The following is a 17,825-nucleotide window of genomic DNA, read 5'->3' on the forward strand; positions in this document are numbered from 1 at the left end:
CAATAAATATAAAACGAAACCATCAGCGAGCTTCGCTGACGAAATAAATACAAAACGAAACCATCAGCGAGCTTCGCTGATGAAATAAATACAGCACGAAACCGTCAGCGAGCTTCGCTGATAAAATAAATATAGCACGAAACCGTCAGCGAGATTCGCTGATAGAAAAAACACAAAACAACCTTACTTTCAACCCATTATACCCCTAACTAACATACCCTAAGTGATTCCCCTGTTAAAAAAATAGAGAAAAACCTTACTTATAGTATGGTTTTCCGTAGAATTAGCTTCTTTTTTTACGTTACATTCGAAAACTCGAAAAATTTAGTGAATATTTTGAGGAGTATAACGACTGTTAAAAATATCATATAATCAGTCACATTAGGTAAATAACATAAATAATTTCCTGTATATAAACAAGTTGTAAGTAATTTAACCAAACTAAGGCAAAATGAGCAAAGATGATACGATTGACCGAATTGTAAGTTTACTTTCAACTGTCAAAACATTAAACGAAAAAGTACCTGGTTTAGAAAAAACTATGCACGAAAACATAAGTATTCGTTTTTCTCTAAACGAAGAAACTGACAGAGGATGTGCACTTCTTGCTGTGTCATTTTTGGAACAATCTATCGAAAAGTGTCTTTCTAAAAAATTAATTGGCTCTAAAAATCACAAAAAATTACTCTTTGACTTTAACGGTCCTTTAGGTAATTTCTCAAATAAACTAAGCCTTTCATATTCGATTGGCATAATCACTAAAATGGAATATGAACAGCTTCAACAAATAAGAAAAGTAAGAAATACTTTTGCCCATTCATTTGAACATATAACTTTTGAGACAAAAGAAATAAAAGATAAGATTTTAAACTTCAAACTTAATCCTAAAAGGAGTAGTAAAACTAGTAGAAAAATCTTCATATCGACAGTCTTTTATTTACTTGGAACTTTTCAAGGTCTAGAAATAAAGGAAAAAGAATTTATTCCTTTAAGAAAAGATGGCGATAAGGATATAGAAAAATTAAGGGATTTCGTTGAGAAACAAGGATATTAAAATAATAAACAAATGAGAAAATATTTTATAAGTTACGACTTAAGAAATGCAAAAAACTATCAAAAACTATATGATGAGTTAGAAAAATTTAAAGCAATTCAAATTTTAGAATCTCTTTATTGTATAAAATATCAAGATGAGAAAACTGAGGCTCTTCGTGACCATTTTAAAAATTTTATAGATGGTGATGATGGACTTATTATCATAAAATCGGCTTATTGGGCAGGAGTGAATTTAGATAATAGTCCGAACGATTTGTAATTAAAGACAGATAAAAACTACTCACAACAAGGTGTATAAAACATAGCTAATAAGTGCTAAATCAAAAGGTTTCTTTGTGTATGCGGAGACCGCCAAATTTTTAAATTTGGCTTTTAAGATTGATAAGTTAAAAACAAAATATAAAAATTCGGCTCTGTGTTAATCCGAAAAGTTAGCGTCTTTTTTACACGCTACGTTTCATACACAAGACCGTTGTCTACAATTTGAACACAAAATAAACAAACTATGCCATACAAAATATTGTCATTAGATGGAGGCGGAAGTTGGGCAATAATCCAATTACTTACTTTAAAGTACAAATATGGGAATGTCAATGGTCATGAAATTTTACGTGATTTTGATATGATAATTGCCAATTCTGGAGGAAGCATTGCATTAGCTGCATTGGCTGAAAACTGGACTATTGATAAAGCTATAACATTATTCGACAAAAAGGAAATAAGAGAGCAAGTATTTCATAAAAATGGTTTTAAGGATAGGTTTTTCCCAATAGATTACATAAGACTTTTTAAAGGGTTTGGTCCCAAATATAGCTCTCCCAAAAAAGGAAAGGCTTTTAAAAATCTATTTCCAGAACTTGATAAAAGGCAAATGAATGAACTTCCTAAATTTATAGGAAAAGAATCATTGAAACTGATTATTTGCACTTATGATGCGCTAAATAATAGGGCAAAATTTTTTAAATCTTATGGTAATGGAGTGTCTTATGATTCAATAAAATTGACTCAAGCGATTCATGGTTCTTCAAATGCTCCTATTCAATATTTTGATTTTCCTGCACGATTTAAGGCTAAAAATTCAGAGATTTTTTATGAATTATGGGATGGTGCTTTAGGTGGTTTCAATAATCCCGTGACTGCTGGAGTAATTGAAGCAATGAAAGAAGGTGTTGAATTAGATAAAATTAAAGTTATATCCATTGGAACTGGAAATAAATTGATGTCGAATGACGATAAAAAAAGATTCTTTCAAGTAAAACAAATTACCCAAAAGGAAAGAAGGAAAAAACTAAGATTTTGGAGATTAAAATATCAAATTGAATATTTCACTAAAACAATTTTAAATCAAGCGACTACAATTTTATATGAACCGCCTGATTGGGCTAATTATGTTGCATATATGTTCCTTTTAAAAAACGGAGAAAAAGATATCGAACAAAGACTAATTCGAATGTCACCTATGATTCATACAAGTCGTGAATCTTCAACCGAAATTAAAATCTTAATTGAAAAGTTATATCAGCTTGATATGGATTTAACTGAAGACAAAGATATTGAACTTTTAAAAGAATGTTTCCAAAAATGGTCAACAGATGAAATATTCAATCAACCAATAGATTTTAGAGTGGAAAGAAACAACGACTTAACTTATTTAATTGGAGATAAAAATTTTAGTAATGCAATTAAAAAATGGTAAACTGTAGGTAACAATGTGTATAAGTAATAGCGGCTTAAGTGATAAAACGAAAGTAAGTAAATATAAAAATGGTTTGTATTTGACCTAAAAGTTAGTGTGTGCAAATCCGCTACTATTCTTATACTAGACCGTTAGGCGTAATTTGAAAAATAAAATGACAAAAGATTTATTAACCTTAGAAGAAAGATCTAAAATGTATAAAGCTCTTGATAAAGGTTACAATAAAGTTTTAGAAGATAATCAAATAAGAGAGATATTAAATTTTAATCAAAAAGGATTAGCTGCGGTTAGAGCTCAATTATTAAGTGGGTTTAAATTTTACAGAGCTAGATTTATTGATGAAAACATTGAAAAATATGACAATATTTCTGAATTATTAGCAGTTCCAAAAGAGTATGTAAGTAACTATGGTAGGTGTAACAAAATCGGTGAATCTGTATTTTATGCTGCAAATAATTATGAGACTATGTACTCCGAAATGAGAGCTATAAAAGGGGACCGATTCCAAGTAATAGAACTTGAATTAAAGGAGGGTTGTGAAATTTGGGTTCATGCAGTTGGTTTCATAGATTCTTGTAGAAGGCATGGAGAAGCTCCTAGTATTTTAGGAACTGAAAATGCTAAATACGTAAACGAAATTAAAAACTCAGTTTCTAAAGAACAATTTACTAAAATACTATTACATGATGCTTTTATTGCTAATTGGTTTAGAAAGAGAATTTTGGATAAAAAAGATTATAATTTAACTTCAATGTACTCCGAAATCTGTTTAAAAAATAATGACGGGATTTTTTATCCAAGTGTTGGACATCAAGGAGGTTGGAATTTAGCATTAAATCCTTCTAAAGTAATCGACAATTTTAAAATTAATAAAATTTCAACAAATACCGTAACTGAAAATTTCAATTATGGATTATACAATTCAAAAATGAACAGATGGGCGGATAATTATGACTCAAGAAATGGAAATATAAATTGGAACAAAGAAAAAAACGCCTAACAATGGCTATATGCTTAACCCAAAGTTTAGAACTTTAAACCAAGTCCGCCAAATCTTTTGATTTGCTTTAAACAAAAGATTTAGCTAAGTACCTAACCGAATTACTTCTTTAATTCCCTTACTCCCCAAAACTAAGAAAAACTCAAAATAAATGTTAAACAAACAAATAATTGACTTTAACGAAAACTTAATTGGACTTCGCGATTTTGTTGAATTAATAGACCCTTTTTTAACTGAAAAACTTGAAGAAAACGATAAACACATTCAGCCTATTATTCTATCTGCAATGTTAAAAGAAGCTTTAAATGAGGAAGAAATTAAAGAAGAGGACAAAGAAAAGTTTATTAAATTTCAAGAAATTATTAAAAAAGAATTATACGAAAAATACAAAGAATTACCAGAAGTTGAATTTGAAAAGAAAGAAGAAGAAGGAGAAAAAGTTTCTATTAAAATTTCAAATCCAAATATCGAAGTTTCAAAGCACTTAGATAATTTACACAAAAACAAAAAACACATTGAACTATTATATACAAACTCTTTAATTTCCTCTCTAAGCTCAGTTGAATGGTTTTTTTCTCAATTATTACATTTCTTTTATAGTAAACACCCTGATTCAGCAGGTGTTCAAAAAAGAACAATGACTTTAGCTGAACTAAAAAGTTTTGGTTCTATTGAAGATGCTGAAAAGTATTTAATTGATGTAAAAATTGACGAAATACTAAGAGGTAATTTTGAAAGTTGGATTAACTTACTAAAATCTGAATTATCACTTGGACTTGGTTATTTAAAAGATATAATGAATGAACTTACTGAGTTTTATCAAAGAAGAAACCTTTTTGTACATAATGGAGGGGTTGTAAATTCAATATATCTTTCAAAGGTTCATAAAAACCAAAGAGAGGGCATTTCACTAAATGACAAATTAACAGTTAACAAAGCTTATTTAGATAATGCTATCTGTAAACTTCAGAAAGCATTCATCTTAATTGGTGCTGAGTTATGGAAAAAACTAAGTCCAGACGACACATCTAGAGGAGAAGTACTTGGAGATATTGTTTATGAAAACTTATTACATTCACGCTGGGATATTTGCGAAGGATTATGCTATTTCTCTCTAAAAGATTCACAAGTACATCCAATTGACAAAGTTATTGCTCAAATTAACTATTGGTTATGCAAGAAAGAAATTGGAGACTTTAAATCTATTGAAAAGGAGATTAATAATGCTGACTTTTCTGATAAAAAAGAAATATTTCAATTAGGCTTATTTGGATTAAGAGGAGAAACAGATAAAATATTAAAAATTCTACCTGTAGTTCTAGAAACTAATCAAACTAATATCGAAAGATTAGAAGAGTTCCCTTTACTTAGAGAATTTAGAGAAACAGAAGAATATAAAAATTTCAAAAAAGATTCAAAATTTTTCAGAGAAGAAAATAGAGAAGTTATAACACCTGAAATTGTTGAAAAAGAAGAATAGCAACTGCTAATAAAGAACAGAATTAAAAAACAAGATATTTTAAACTAATTTAGAAACAAAGTTTTCATCATAAGGTCTGCCTAATTTAACTATAGTAAAAGCTTGTTTTAATAGTTTTTTTATCACACCTATTAATGCTAGCTTTTTTATATGTACTTATACAGTTTGCCTACTTCCACACTTTTAAAAAGTCTACTTTATAGGTTTCACTTATTGGGAAAAGCTCTCCATTAATGTGCACTCTGCTTCCTTCTACATAGCTTATATGCGATAGATTAACAATGTAGGACCTGTGAATTCTATGAAAATTTGCTGTGTTTGATAAGCTATGTATAACATCTTTTAAAGCTCCATGCACTAATAATTTACCAAGGTTCTGGGTTACATAGTTTACATATTCGCTCTCAGATTTTATATATAATATCTCAGCAACAGGCACTCTATATTGTTTTTTACCTGAGCGAATTAGTAAAGTTTCTTCTGCATCATTTACAGCTACACTCTCTTTCTTTTTATGTACTTCTTTTACTTTCTCTATAGCTCTTAAAAACCGGTGAAACTCTATGGGTTTTAATAAATAATCTACCGCATTTAACTCAAACCCTTCCAAGGCAAAACCTCTATAGGCTGTGGTGAAAATAATTTTGGTATGCTGTGGTTTTAAGAGTTTTAAAAAATCAATCCCAGAAATGTCAGGCATTTGAATGTCTAAAAAAAGGATATCTATGGTATTTTCTTTTAATATTTCAAATGCATCTAATGCCGATTTATAACTTCCAACAACGTTCAATTCATTTACCTTGTTACAGTAATTCTCTAGCAGCTTTCTTGCTGACTGTTCATCATATATTAATCCTCTCTTTTGTGCTTTCTTTATTAGTACTTAAATTTATTAATTGTAAACTTAAGCGGTATATAATTAATTGCTAGTTAGAGCCTACTTACGAAAACCTTCTCGGATTCTCCCTCTATTCGATTTGTATTTGCTAATTTAGTTGCTTAAAACACGCAACGAAAACATACACAAACACGTTTACAATAATTAAGAAATGGTTGAAAATATTTGGAACGTTTGATATGGACATAAAATCATGAAGAAGATTTATATAACAACGCTGTACATTTTGGCCAACCTTACTCTTTTTGGACAAGTAGATACTACCCAGCTTAAATTTGAAGAAAAAAAATTTAAGCTGCCCATGACAAAAGAAGTAGCTCGAAAAACGTTTGACTTAGACAAATACCATCAGAATGGACACATTAATAATCGCAAATTTTTAGCGCATTTAAAGAATGACAGTACTGTTATCGGAATAACTTTTTATAAAAGGATTTACAAAGAGAATTTTGAGAAATCATTGGAAGTATCTGAATATTCTCGAGAAAAATATATAGCAGACCTTGAGAAAAAATATGATTCAACGTTTAAGCTGTTAGACATCGAAAATGTAGCTTTTACAAACCCTCAATTTGTGTATCTGGAGCTTGAGGATGGCAGTGTCGTTGTTGTAGGGTCATTGTACTATAATCTCATGTATAATACTTATACTACAATATCCTTTTTTCATGACATTACATTAAAAGAGCTTCGCAGTTATCTGAAGAATTATTATTAATCAACATTTGCTAACACGGTATATAGCACATTAAAACGCGCCATATACTAACCGTTGTGTGCTATTTAAGAAAACTAATTAAATAAAAAACAAGCTATGAAAACACTAGATATTATAAAAAACGTCTTTACAATTGTAGGAGCAGGAATGCTAATAGGAGCCTTTTTTCTCTATCAAAATACTAACCAATTTATAGAAAAGTCCATTGAAACTCAAGGTATAGTAGTAGATTTTGTAGGATCGGATTCTGGTAATTCTTCTGATGTTTCTATGATGTACAAGTCATTAGTTGAGTTTACAGATACTAATGGCACACAGATTGAGTTTTTATCATCAACAAGTAGTAATACTCCGAGCTATAATATTAATGAAAAGGTAGATGTTCTTTACATCCCAGAATATCCAAATGAGGCAAAAATAAAAAGCTTTTTTTCACTTTGGGGAGGTGCAACTATACTAGGTGCATTAGGTTTGGTGTTTTTTATCATTGGAGGGAGTATTATTGCATATAATATGATTAAAAAGAATACGTTAGAATATATTAAACTAAATGGAATAAAAATAAAAACTGATTTTCAGAGAGTAAGGATCAACCCAATTATGGCTGTTAATGGGAGAACCCCTTTTGTAGTTGTTTCAGAATGGGAAAACCCAAAAACATCTGAACTACATGTTTTTACAAGTGATAATGTTTGGTTTGACCCTACCGATTTTATAAAAACAGATAAAATCAATGTTTTAATTGACCGAAATAACCCTAAAAAATATTCGGTAGATTTATCATTCTTACCAAAAGTATCCGAGTAAAATAAAAAAACGCCGCGAAACAAAGAACTAGAACTGTGGTAAAAAACAAGTAATATTTATTTAATTTCTAACCAAAGTACTCTTATAAGTCTCACCATATATTAATCCTCTCTTTTGTGCTTTCTTTATTAGTACTTAAATTTATTAATTGCTTTGGCAAGTCCTTATTTGGAAAATTCCTACGGAATTTTCTCGCGTTCGTTTTTGTTTACTAAATTAGTTGCTGAAACATGCAACTAAGCATACACAAACACATAAGCATTAATTAAAACATACGAATGTTCTGGAAGAAAAAACAAGACGATATAATAACTCAATGCCCTACCTGCGAATGGAATCCCGATGGAGAAAAGCACTGGGCTTGCAGTTGTGGACATAAATGGAACACGTTTAAAACAAAGGGGAAATGTCCGAAATGCAAAACTCAATGGAAAGACACTAATTGTCCTGGTTGTGGAAAAAGCACAGCTCATATAGATTGGTATAAGACCAAAAAAGAAATTGATTTAATAGAATCTACAGGAGACCTGAAGTTAAAGGCAAAAAAGAAAAAGCTAGAAATTAGACTAATCGATTATGGAATTAAGAATTACAGAGTAAGTCACTTACCATATTTGGATCATTCCAATGAAAAATTCCAAACGGAATATGAAGCTGGCTGTCGAATGATGATTTTGTATGCTATTTCATTTGCAGTTCACAATCTTGATGAGAGGCTAAACATAATCCATTGGCTTGAGAAAGAAAAAATTTGGAATAAAGTATCTCCGAATGAAATAGACTTTTTAACGGATTCTAACCCTGATGAAGATACACTTATGAATCTGTCTTGGAGGATTGAAAGTGCTTTAACTTTAGGGTGGTGTCTTAAAAAAGTAAAATCTCTACCACGGTTGGACAATGATAATAATGAAAACGTCATTGAAGAATTCCAACAAAACGTCCCAGAAATAGGCGATTCTTTGACCCATTTTTTGACTGAATTGGAATACCGAGATTTAATGTTTAACGGAAAAAAAGATGAAACGAAAATAAACGGGTTCACAAGTTTTGAACGTCATCAAGTACTAAACTGGTTAAGAACTAATGATGAAGACGAAATTGAAGTTACTGGTGAATTGTGGGATGAAACCGATACATCAACTTAAAAATAAAAGATCCTAACACTGAATCTGAAATATATAATATAACTATTTCCACACTTTTAAAAAGTCAACTTTATAGGTTTCACTAATCGGGAAAAGCTCTCCATTAATATGTACTCTGCTCCCCTCTACATAGCTTATATGCGCTAAGTTTACAATGTAGGATCTGTGAATTCTATGAAATGTTGTTGTGGATAAATCGTTTAACACATCTTTTAAAGCTCCATGTACCAATAACTTACCATGGTTCTGGGTTACATAGTTTACATATTCGCTCTCTGACTTAATATATAATATCTCTGAAACAGGCACTCTATATTGTTTTTTACCTGAACGAATTAGTAAAGTTTCTTCAGCATCTTTTACAGCTATACTCTCTTTCTTTTGATGTACTTCTTTTACTTTCTCTATAGCTCTTAAAAACCGGTGAAACTCTATGGGTTTTAACAAATAATCTACCGCATTTAACTCAAAACCTTCTAAGGCAAAACCTCTATAGGCAGTGGTGAAAATAATTTTGGTATGCTGTGGTTTTAAGAGTTTTAAAAAATCAATCCCAGAAATGTCAGGCATTTGAATGTCTAAAAAAAGGATATCAATGGTATTTTCTTTTAATATTTCAAACGCATCTAATGCCGATTTATAACTTCCAACAACGTTCAATTCATTAACCTTGTTACAGTAATTCTCCAACAGTTTTCTTGCTGGCTGCTCATCGTCAATAATTATACAGTTAAATACCATTTGTTGTTATTTTTAAACTCACTTTATATTCATTATTGGTATCTGTTATGTTCAAAGAATGCTTTTGTGGATACAATAACATTAAGCGTCTTGTTACATTCTTTATCCCTATACCTCCTACTTTATCTACTGTCTTCCCCGCTATATATGTATTTATACAGCTAAAGTTAATCTCTTTTTCATTGGATGAAATTTTTATTTTTACTGTACCTTTTTCTACATCTTCAATATTACCATGCTTAAACGCATTTTCTACAAAAGGAAGCAATAACATAGGAGCTATTTTACTGTTTTCATTGAGTGTCTTATAATCAAAATGAATATTGTTAATTTCATCGTCCTTAAGCTTAAATAAGTCAATAAAATTAATAATGTATCGTACCTCACTTTGTAGGTATACGCATTCAACCTTATTGCCATACAATGAATAATCTAACATCTTCGATAATTGCAAAATTGCTTCTGGCCCTTTTGGATTGTTATCTATTGTTAATGAATAGATATTATTTAAAGTATTGAATAAAAAATGCGGATTGATTTGCTGTATTAAAAAGTCTTTTTCTGCAAGTATTCTTTTCTTCTCTTTTTCCTCTCGCTTTAACTCCTGATGGTAGTTATGATGTATTAAAGCTACAAACACTCCTATAAAAGCAGGAACTGAATGCGCCATTAAGGTTTCAAAAATAGCGTAACCGCTGCTTAGAATTTCTTCTGAACCTTCTTCTAAAATGGTGTTGATAAAGGCTGCTAATATGATTAAAACAATATTAGACAGTATAAAAAGTATGTACTTTTTTACATCCAGAAAAAAAGGTAACAGTACTTTACTATTTATATAAAACGCAGCAAATTGAATGCTAAAAAAAATAGCGGTATGCTTTAATGGATTTTCTGTTTCTATAATAAAAGAAAATAACAGGTATAGTAAGATACTATAGCCTATCCATGACAGTATATTTTTGTTTAAAAGCTTCATTTCTTTATCAAAAGTACTCTAAAACCTTTAGTCTTTATTTGAATTTCAGTGAAATAGCTAAAAACTTCAGCGAAACCAACTAGTTTTTAATCAAAAGCAGCATTTTTTAGCTCACTGAGTTTTTACTTGTTTACACTGAATTATACCTGCTAATTGTTGAATCTTTTTTCCCATTGTTTTTATCCTCTTTTTATTTGCAGTTAATTAAAATGAGTCTAAATAAAAACAATTGAATTTTAAATATACCAAACAAGAATAGCTATGCTTTTTAAAAAGAATATCTTTTTTATACTTCTGTTACTACTAACCATACATACACAAGCGCAACATAAAAAAAATAAAATAATAAACATAAGTGGGGTAATTTCAAACAACGGAACCCCAATTCCTTTCTGTAATATCTATGCAGAAGGTACTATTAAAGGTACCACTAGTAACGAAAATGGAGAGTATAATTTGAAAATAAAACACGGTGATTATACTATAACGGCTCAAAGTATGGGCTTTAAAAAGGAAAGTAAAAAAGTTCATTTAGATGAAAACATCCATTTAAATTTTAATTTACAAGAAGATGCCTTAGGCTTAGATCAAGTAGTGATTACAGCAACTAAAACAAGCTTAAACAGAAAAGAAGCTCCAGTACTAGTTACTGTAACTAGTAACAAAATACTACAAAACACACAATCAAATTCTCTTTTAGAAGGTTTAAATTTTCAACCTGGATTACGAACAGAAAACAACTGTCAAAATTGTGGTTATTCTCAAATAAGAATAAATGGTTTAGATGGTGCCTACTCTCAAATCCTTATTAATAGTAGGCCTGTGTTTAGTTCTTTAAATGGTGTTTATGGATTAGAACAAATTCCTACAAACATGATTAAACAAATTGAAGTTACAAGAGGCGGTGGTTCTGCTATTTTTGGTGCCAACGCTATCGCTGGAACTATAAATATTATAACAAACAACCCTGTAGAAAACAGTTTTGAGATTAATTCAAAATTCAACTTAATAAACTTTAAATCGCCCGAAAGCCTACTTACTTTTAATTCTTCTAATGTTTCAGAAGACACTAAAAAAGGAATTACTTTTTATGGTATGTATAGAAACAGAAAAGAATTTGATTATAATAATGACGGCTTTTCTGAAATAACAAAACTTAATAATATTAATTTTGGTTTTAAATCTTTTTATGAGTTTAGCGAGTACAAGAAATTATTTGCCGAGTTTGTTGCTATTAATGAATTTAGAAGAGGTGGTGACCAACTAAATAAGCCCCCACACCAAGCTTTAATTGCAGAAGAAATTAAAAATGATATCCTTAGTGGTGGTATAACTTATGATTATTTTTCTAAAAATTACAAGAACAAATTTTCTATTTATGCCAATGCGATCAATACTGTAGCTAATAACTATTATGGTACAAACCAAGATCCTAATGGTTACGGTATTACGAAAGATTTTACTGCTATTGCTGGGGTACAACATACGGCTAAGCTTAAAGAAAAATCGGAAACAGGCATTACTTTAACTTCTGGAATAGAAACCAATTATAATATAATTACTGAAGATCGTAAAAATGCCCTTATTAGTTATTTTCAACAAAAAGTAGGTACTATAGGTATATTCTCTCAAGTTGATTGGAAAATAAGAGACAATTTTAAAATTCTTGCAGGAATGAGAGGTGAGTATTTTAAGTCTAATAGGTCTAAAAAAACATTGTTTATTGTAAACCCAAGAATAAACTTCTTGTACAACCTCAACAAAGCTTGGAGCATGAGAGCTGGATACTCTAAAGGGTTTAGAGCTCCTCAATTCTTTTCAGAAGATGTACATTCTGAAATAATTACTGGTGAGATTAGAAATGTACAATTAGCTGCTAACTTAAAAGAAGAAACTTCTCATAGTTTTATAAGCTCTTTAGAATATTCACACCAACATGAAGGACATCAATTTTTAATAAATATAGAAGGGTTTTATACTAAAATAGACAATCCTTTTATTTATGAAAATAGAGGTGTTGGCCCTAATAACTTACTTATAAAAGAAAAAATAAATGGAAGTCAAGCCACTGTAAAGGGTATAAACTTAGAAGTAAGATACAGTCCTGTTAATAATTTATCTTTTCAATTTGGCGGTACCATTCAAAACGGATTGTATAAAGAAACGTATAGTCCTGAAGATGGAATTACAACCAATAAAATCTTACGATCGCCTCAAGCTTATGCCAATGCTTTTATTAATTATGCTCCTAAAAAATGGGATTTTAATCTATCTGGAATTTACACAGGCCCAATGTACACAACACATTTAGCTGGTTTTGTTAAACAAACGTCTCTTGTAAAAACGCCTAATACTTTTGATATTGGTTTAAATATGGGGTATAAATTTAACTTGAATACTAATCAAGAATTAAAAATTACAACTGGTATTAAAAACATCTTTAATAATTATCAAAATGATTTTGATAAAGGTGTAAACAGAGATCCAACATATATCTATGGTCCTACACAACCAAAAACATTTTTAATTAATTTAAAATATTCTACAAAATAATTAGAGTTTGATATCATTAAAACTAAAAACAGGCTATTTAAAATAGTCTGTTTGTATTTACTGAAAAAAATAGGCCGTTCATTGATTTATTTTGAGATTCCTAAACGTAAATAAGTATTTAGCATAAAATTATTAAAAATGTTAAAGTATTTATTTATAAAAGCATTCGCTTTTTTTACGCTATTATCTTTATTAGTATCATGTTCTAGCGATCCTGGTTATATTCCTGCTCCCGATACTGTAGCCTTTGGTCAAAAGTTATCGGATTACAATATCTACCAAGGTAATATTGTAGATTTGACTCCTACTACAGATTATCATTTAATAGAATTGTCTTCTTCTCTTTTTGTTAACTATGCTGAAAAGCAACGCTTGGTTAAACTTCCTGCTGGAGGAAAAATAACAAAGATAGATAATGGTATCCCTAACTTTCCTAATGGTACCATCTTAGTAAAAACATTCTATTATTACAAAGACAAACGCAAACCTAGCTTAGGAAAAAAAGTAATAGAAACTAGGCTCTTAATTAAAAAAACCGATATGTGGAATGTTGCTACTTATGTTTGGAATGACGCACAAACTGAAGCCGTTTTAAACCTTAATGGAGTGAGTAAAAACATATCTTGGATTGATGCCAATGGTACTACTAAGACTGTAAAATATCAAGTTCCTACTGAACAAAACTGTACAACTTGTCATCAAAAAACCTCAACTGTAGAGCCTTTAGGGCCAACATTAACCAATATGAATATTGAGGTTATTAGAAACAGTACTGCCATAAATCAATTGCAGCATTTTCAGAATGCTGGATTAATGGATAATTTTAACCATGCTCAAATACCAACACTACCAAATTATTTAAATCCATCATACTCTATTGCAGAAAGAGGAAGAGCTTATTTTGAAATGAACTGTGCGCATTGTCATAATCCTGCTGGTTTTCCTAAAGCTGCTAAAAAGGGATATGATTTTAGATACACTACTCCCCTTTCTCAAACTAGAATTCCTTCAAAAAAAGGAAAAATAAATAGTGTAATTGCCTCAGGAGAAATGCCGTGGATTGGTACTACCACTTTAGACATTGAGGGATACGATGTCGTTAAACAATATTTAAACAGTTTATAAATAAATACTGATGAAACATTTATTAAAGTTTTTACGACTAATAACCACAATCTTTGTTCTTACTTCTTGTAATTCTAAAGACACATACAAACCTATACAAGGTAAATGGATTAAAGGTACTGAACAGGAAAAGTTACAGACTATTGAATCTCAGTTTAGAGGTTTTGATAAAACTATGGTTGAAGTTGGGTATCGCTATCAGGAATTGTATTGGGCTGGGCAAGATGAAAATTGGGACTATGCTAACTATCAATTACAAAAGATTAATAAAGCTATTAAACTAGGTTTGCAGCGTAGACCAAAACGCGCTGTTTCTGCTGAAAACTTCTTAAATTACGTAATTCCTGAGGTGAAAAAATCTATTAAAGCTAAAAATAAAGTAGATTTTGATAACAATTTTAAAATGATGCGTACCAATTGTAGTAGCTGTCATATGGCAGAAAGAGTCCCTTCTTTTACGGTACAAATTCCTACAGACAGACAATCTCCTATTAGAAAAGAATAATAGCTAATTAAAAATTTAAAAGACAGTGAAATAAATTATCACTGTCTTTTTTACTACTGCTGCTTCTTTTGTTTTCTAATTAAATTCAACTGTAATAATATCTTTACTGAGGTACTTTTGCTTTATAAATTACCGCAGTGTCTTTTGTTTTTATTTTGTATTTGCTTCCTGCTTTAAAGAAAACTGACTCTCCCTTTTTAAGATATAATGATGATTTTTCTTCTAAAATAGCTACTTCTCCGCCTATAACTATCAAAATCTCTACTGTTTTAGCCTCTGATTTATACGTTTTCTCTACTGAAAGATCTATTTTACTCAACTCAAAATCTTTTGCTTCTGTAGCATACACTCTTTCTAAACCATCCTCTTGTAAATCTCCCAATAATATATTTGGAATTGTTTCTTCAAAAAGTACATGTTTTAATAACTCTGGAACATCCACATGTTTTTGTGTTAACCCTCCTCTTAAAACATTATCAGAGTTTGCCATTAACTCTATATTTTGTCCTTCTAAATATGCATGTGGCATTCCTGCTTTCTGAAAAACAGCTTCTCCTTTGTTTGCTTTAACTATGTTAAAAAAGTAAATTGAAAAGATACCTTTATCTAAATTACTCTTATCTAATGAGGTCTCTACTGCCTTAGCTGCCCAATAATCTGGGGTACTTTTTTCTAATTTATCACTTTTATACAAAGGCATAATTCTTTCAATCAAAGGAGCTAACATTTTATTCGTTTCCTCTTTTGATTTTTCCATTACACTTTTATACAAACCAAAGTAGCCTTGCTTTTCAAAGACTGTGATTAAGTCTGCAAACTCTGGTATGTTTTTTAAAATTTCCATCAACTTCTCTTTTGATAAAAACCCATGTAATAGCCAAAATTCGCTTAGAGCAACCATTATCTCTGGTTTGTGGTTATCATCTTTATAATTTCTATTAACTGCTGTTAACGGTATTCCTAAATCATTTTCATGCTTAAAACCTTTCTCTGCCTCAATTTTACTAGGGTGTACCTGAATTGACAGCATTTTATTTACATCTAAAACTTTAAATAAAAAGGGTAATTTACCATAGGTATCGGCTGTTTTTTTACTTAAACATTTTTTTAAGTTTGATTTTAAATACTCTCTTAATGATCGATTTCCTTGTGCTGTTTTTATAACTGAAGGCGCTTTAATATGCGTTCCTAACCAGTATTCAGCAGTTTTTACATTGGAAATCTTATTATTCAACAATGTTGAAATGTATTTTTTCCCTCCCCATGCATAATTTTGCACCTTACCTTTAAGTGCAAACATGTTAAACGATTGTGATGTATTACTTATCATAACATGATATGTTTTTTTAAATTCAGAATCTCATCAATAGAAAATATGTCTCTTAGAATTCTGCATTTCTTTTTTTTCTTAAATAAATCAACTCCTACATTCAATTTTATTTGATTTTTTAACTCTTTGAAATAGGTTAACATGCTTGGTCTCATATAAACTATATAATCTATATCTCCTCTACTAAATAAATACCTTGCTCCTGCTTTTACTGCCGTATTAATGCCTTTATTCTTTTTTATATCTAAAATTGATATGCGCTTTTTCACATTATCTCTAATCATTTCTAAAGCTTCAAGTGTATTGTCTTTACTTCCATTGTTTATAAAACATATTTCAGAATCACTTTTTAAATTAAATAACTTTGCTTGTTTGTACTCTATAATTTCTTTTTCGTTATTACAAAATAATATCAGGATTCCTACTTTCATATGTTTCTACGGGTTTTAAGGGTTAAAAAAAAACGACTTTATACTAAATTTAGGTTCAGAAACACTTTTGGTGTTAGGCATGTTTTTTTTTCTATATGACCATGCTATTTGCCCTAATTGACCTATTATTTTAATAGAATCTTTCATTGACAATTTAGAACCATCTGCGTGAATCCATCTTTTTAATGGCTGCTCACACATCATTTCTCTTGCTTTATCTATTTTATAATGCTTTCTTATTCTTAAAAAAATCTCTACATCAAATAACCATTTCGTAATAAATTTTTTATCAAAAGCTATATTTATAACATCTCTATGGAATATTTTTGCTCCACATTGGGTGTCTTTAAAATTCATTGATAATATCTTTCTAATAATAAAGTTTATGGTTAAACTTATTATTTGTCTTGCAGATTCTTTAGTAATATTTGCTCCCATTCTACTAATTCTGGACCCACTAACGATTTTAAAATTTGAATTTTCTATGGTGGTAACTAAATCATCAAAATCGGATAAATCAGTAGATAAATCTGCATCTAAAAATCCTATATAATCTAAGCCTTTATCTTCTGCTAAATGCAACATTCCTAATCTTACAGCTTCTGCTTTTCCTCCATTTTTTTCACAATCATAAATGCTTATAAAATCTTCTCTTCCTTTTCTAAGCTTATTTAATACATCTAAGGTTTTGTCTGTACTACCATCGTTAACAAAACATAATAAATACCCTGTATGTTTATCTATAAAATCTGTAAACTCTTTACTTAATAACCTTTCCTCTTCATTATAACATGGAATTACTACTCCTACACATCTTTGCTGTATAATGGTGTCGTTAAAAACTTTCTTTTCTCCCTCTGCTTTAGGCACACCTATTAACCTTTTAACTCTAGCGCAAACCTCTTTTAAACTTAAAGGCTTTTTCATATAATCATTAATACCTAAATCAAATCCTTCAGTAATAATATCATCATCAGTATTTCCAGATAATACCATTACTGGCACCTCCGATTTTTTAAAGTTTCTAATGTGCCTTATTACTCCTAATCCTGAAATAGTAGGCATATTCATATCAACAATTACCAAATCTGGTTTAAAAGAATCAAACAATTCAATTCCTCTTACAGCACTCGTTTCTGTTTGAACTTCATATCCTAATTCTTTTAATCTACTTTCTAAAGGAATTAAGACTAATCTTTGATCGTCTATAGCTAAAATTTTCATATATGGATAGTTATTTGATGGTTGTACTCAAAAATAGCCTTGAAAGCAAAAAATAAAGGTTGAAATTACTTAAAAAGACAGTTTCTTTAGGTGAATGGTTATTTACTATAGACGAATAAGAAATTAAAGCTCATTAA

Annotated in this window: 17 protein-coding genes and 1 pseudogene; 11 read left to right on the top strand and 7 right to left on the bottom strand. The window is 29.9% G+C overall.

Annotation, left to right across the window (positions count from 1 at the left end; all coding sequences use genetic code 11):
* Window positions 1-451: 451 nt before the first annotated feature.
* The 5 genes from Q0881_RS07315 (at window position 452) to Q0881_RS07335 (ending at window position 5,232) form a co-directional block, all read left to right on the top strand.
* The gene (locus Q0881_RS07315) at window positions 452-1,054 is read left to right on the top strand and encodes an MltR family transcriptional regulator (RefSeq protein WP_299158351.1); all 603 of its coding nucleotides are present in this window, start codon (window positions 452-454) and stop codon (window positions 1,052-1,054) included.
* 12 nt (window positions 1,055-1,066) lie between these two features.
* Window positions 1,067-1,315, top strand: a complete 249-nt coding sequence (locus Q0881_RS07320; protein ID WP_299158354.1) for a hypothetical protein — start codon at window positions 1,067-1,069, stop codon at window positions 1,313-1,315.
* A 246-nt stretch (window positions 1,316-1,561) separates the two neighbouring features.
* On the top strand, window positions 1,562-2,752 hold the full coding sequence (locus Q0881_RS07325) for a patatin-like phospholipase family protein (RefSeq protein WP_299158356.1): 1,191 nt from the start codon (window positions 1,562-1,564) through the stop codon (window positions 2,750-2,752).
* A 154-nt stretch (window positions 2,753-2,906) separates the two neighbouring features.
* Window positions 2,907-3,752: an RES domain-containing protein gene (locus tag Q0881_RS07330; RefSeq protein WP_299158357.1), complete on the top strand. Its 846-nt coding sequence runs from the start codon at window positions 2,907-2,909 to the stop codon at window positions 3,750-3,752.
* A 151-nt stretch (window positions 3,753-3,903) separates the two neighbouring features.
* Window positions 3,904-5,232 (top strand): hypothetical protein, encoded by a 1,329-nt coding sequence (locus Q0881_RS07335; protein ID WP_299158359.1) that lies wholly within the window; start codon window positions 3,904-3,906, stop codon window positions 5,230-5,232.
* 39 nt (window positions 5,233-5,271) lie between these two features.
* Here the strand turns inward: Q0881_RS07335 and Q0881_RS07340 are convergent.
* Together Q0881_RS07340 and Q0881_RS07345 are read right to left on the bottom strand one after the other, a co-directional pair.
* Window positions 5,272-5,379, bottom strand: a pseudogene (locus Q0881_RS07340) (IS110 family transposase); the annotation flags it as partial.
* Window positions 5,380-5,401: 22 nt separating this feature from the next.
* Window positions 5,402-6,109 (bottom strand): LytTR family DNA-binding domain-containing protein, encoded by a 708-nt coding sequence (locus Q0881_RS07345; protein WP_366139560.1) that lies wholly within the window; start codon window positions 6,107-6,109, stop codon window positions 5,402-5,404.
* A 214-nt stretch (window positions 6,110-6,323) separates the two neighbouring features.
* On the opposite strand from Q0881_RS07345, the gene Q0881_RS07350 reads away from it, so the two are divergent.
* From Q0881_RS07350 to Q0881_RS07360, 3 genes are all read left to right on the top strand, one after another.
* Window positions 6,324-6,848 carry a hypothetical protein gene (locus Q0881_RS07350; RefSeq protein ID WP_299158361.1) on the top strand — a complete coding sequence of 175 codons (525 nt, stop codon included), beginning with the start codon at window positions 6,324-6,326 and terminating at the stop codon, window positions 6,846-6,848.
* Between the two features lie 96 nt (window positions 6,849-6,944).
* Window positions 6,945-7,655 (top strand): DUF3592 domain-containing protein, encoded by a 711-nt coding sequence (locus Q0881_RS07355; protein ID WP_299158363.1) that lies wholly within the window; start codon window positions 6,945-6,947, stop codon window positions 7,653-7,655.
* Between the two features lie 278 nt (window positions 7,656-7,933).
* A complete protein-coding gene (locus Q0881_RS07360) occupies window positions 7,934-8,803 on the top strand; it encodes a DUF4272 domain-containing protein (RefSeq protein WP_299158365.1) in 870 nt (289 codons plus the stop codon).
* Between the two features lie 42 nt (window positions 8,804-8,845).
* Here the strand turns inward: Q0881_RS07360 and Q0881_RS07365 are convergent, their stop codons facing one another.
* Window positions 8,846-9,544, bottom strand: a complete 699-nt coding sequence (locus Q0881_RS07365; protein ID WP_299158367.1) for a LytTR family DNA-binding domain-containing protein — start codon at window positions 9,542-9,544, stop codon at window positions 8,846-8,848.
* Window positions 9,534-10,520, bottom strand: a complete 987-nt coding sequence (locus Q0881_RS07370; RefSeq protein WP_299158369.1) for a histidine kinase — start codon at window positions 10,518-10,520, stop codon at window positions 9,534-9,536. The genes Q0881_RS07365 and Q0881_RS07370 overlap by 11 nt, the downstream gene beginning before the upstream one ends.
* A gap of 261 nt (window positions 10,521-10,781) precedes the next feature.
* Between Q0881_RS07370 and Q0881_RS07375 the strand changes: the two genes are divergently transcribed.
* The 3 genes from Q0881_RS07375 to Q0881_RS07385 all read left to right on the top strand — a co-directional run bounded on the left by Q0881_RS07375 (window position 10,782) and on the right by Q0881_RS07385 (window position 14,703).
* The gene (locus Q0881_RS07375) at window positions 10,782-13,073 is read left to right on the top strand and encodes a TonB-dependent receptor (RefSeq protein WP_299158371.1); all 2,292 of its coding nucleotides are present in this window, start codon (window positions 10,782-10,784) and stop codon (window positions 13,071-13,073) included.
* A 138-nt stretch (window positions 13,074-13,211) separates the two neighbouring features.
* Window positions 13,212-14,198, top strand: coding sequence for a hypothetical protein (locus Q0881_RS07380; RefSeq protein WP_299158373.1), 987 nt, complete (start codon window positions 13,212-13,214; stop codon window positions 14,196-14,198).
* A gap of 10 nt (window positions 14,199-14,208) precedes the next feature.
* A complete protein-coding gene (locus tag Q0881_RS07385) occupies window positions 14,209-14,703 on the top strand; it encodes a hypothetical protein (protein ID WP_299158375.1) in 495 nt (164 codons plus the stop codon).
* 103 nt (window positions 14,704-14,806) lie between these two features.
* Here the strand turns inward: Q0881_RS07385 and manA are convergent, their stop codons facing one another.
* Genes manA through Q0881_RS07400 form a run of 3 tightly spaced genes read right to left on the bottom strand, consistent with a single transcriptional unit; the run spans window position 14,807 to window position 17,688 of the window.
* Complete coding sequence (gene manA, locus Q0881_RS07390) at window positions 14,807-16,033, bottom strand: mannose-6-phosphate isomerase, class I (RefSeq protein WP_299158377.1); 1,227 nt, start codon at window positions 16,031-16,033, stop codon at window positions 14,807-14,809.
* A complete protein-coding gene (locus Q0881_RS07395) occupies window positions 16,030-16,464 on the bottom strand; it encodes a glycosyltransferase (RefSeq protein WP_299158379.1) in 435 nt (144 codons plus the stop codon). The genes manA and Q0881_RS07395 overlap by 4 nt, the downstream gene beginning before the upstream one ends.
* Window positions 16,465-16,479: 15 nt before the next feature.
* Window positions 16,480-17,688 carry a response regulator gene (locus Q0881_RS07400; RefSeq protein WP_299158381.1) on the bottom strand — a complete coding sequence of 403 codons (1,209 nt, stop codon included), beginning with the start codon at window positions 17,686-17,688 and terminating at the stop codon, window positions 16,480-16,482.
* Between the last annotated feature and the right edge of the window lie 137 nt (window positions 17,689-17,825).

This window comes from uncultured Tenacibaculum sp. (genome assembly GCF_947494125.1).
Taxonomy (GTDB): domain Bacteria; phylum Bacteroidota; class Bacteroidia; order Flavobacteriales; family Flavobacteriaceae; genus Polaribacter.

Coding starts and splice junctions, on each gene's coding strand:
- Q0881_RS07315 (WP_299158351.1), top strand. CDS start 452: ATGAGCAAAGATGATACGATTGACCGAATTGTAAGTTTACTTTCAACT.
- Q0881_RS07320 (WP_299158354.1), top strand. CDS start 1,067: ATGAGAAAATATTTTATAAGTTACGACTTAAGAAATGCAAAAAACTAT.
- Q0881_RS07325 (WP_299158356.1), top strand. CDS start 1,562: ATGCCATACAAAATATTGTCATTAGATGGAGGCGGAAGTTGGGCAATA.
- Q0881_RS07330 (WP_299158357.1), top strand. CDS start 2,907: ATGACAAAAGATTTATTAACCTTAGAAGAAAGATCTAAAATGTATAAA.
- Q0881_RS07335 (WP_299158359.1), top strand. CDS start 3,904: ATGTTAAACAAACAAATAATTGACTTTAACGAAAACTTAATTGGACTT.
- Q0881_RS07350 (WP_299158361.1), top strand. CDS start 6,324: ATGAAGAAGATTTATATAACAACGCTGTACATTTTGGCCAACCTTACT.
- Q0881_RS07355 (WP_299158363.1), top strand. CDS start 6,945: ATGAAAACACTAGATATTATAAAAAACGTCTTTACAATTGTAGGAGCA.
- Q0881_RS07360 (WP_299158365.1), top strand. CDS start 7,934: ATGTTCTGGAAGAAAAAACAAGACGATATAATAACTCAATGCCCTACC.
- Q0881_RS07365 (WP_299158367.1), bottom strand. CDS start 9,544: ATGGTATTTAACTGTATAATTATTGACGATGAGCAGCCAGCAAGAAAA.
- Q0881_RS07370 (WP_299158369.1), bottom strand. CDS start 10,520: ATGAAGCTTTTAAACAAAAATATACTGTCATGGATAGGCTATAGTATC.
- Q0881_RS07375 (WP_299158371.1), top strand. CDS start 10,782: ATGCTTTTTAAAAAGAATATCTTTTTTATACTTCTGTTACTACTAACC.
- Q0881_RS07380 (WP_299158373.1), top strand. CDS start 13,212: ATGTTAAAGTATTTATTTATAAAAGCATTCGCTTTTTTTACGCTATTA.
- Q0881_RS07385 (WP_299158375.1), top strand. CDS start 14,209: ATGAAACATTTATTAAAGTTTTTACGACTAATAACCACAATCTTTGTT.
- manA (WP_299158377.1), bottom strand. CDS start 16,033: ATGATAAGTAATACATCACAATCGTTTAACATGTTTGCACTTAAAGGT.
- Q0881_RS07395 (WP_299158379.1), bottom strand. CDS start 16,464: ATGAAAGTAGGAATCCTGATATTATTTTGTAATAACGAAAAAGAAATT.
- Q0881_RS07400 (WP_299158381.1), bottom strand. CDS start 17,688: ATGAAAATTTTAGCTATAGACGATCAAAGATTAGTCTTAATTCCTTTA.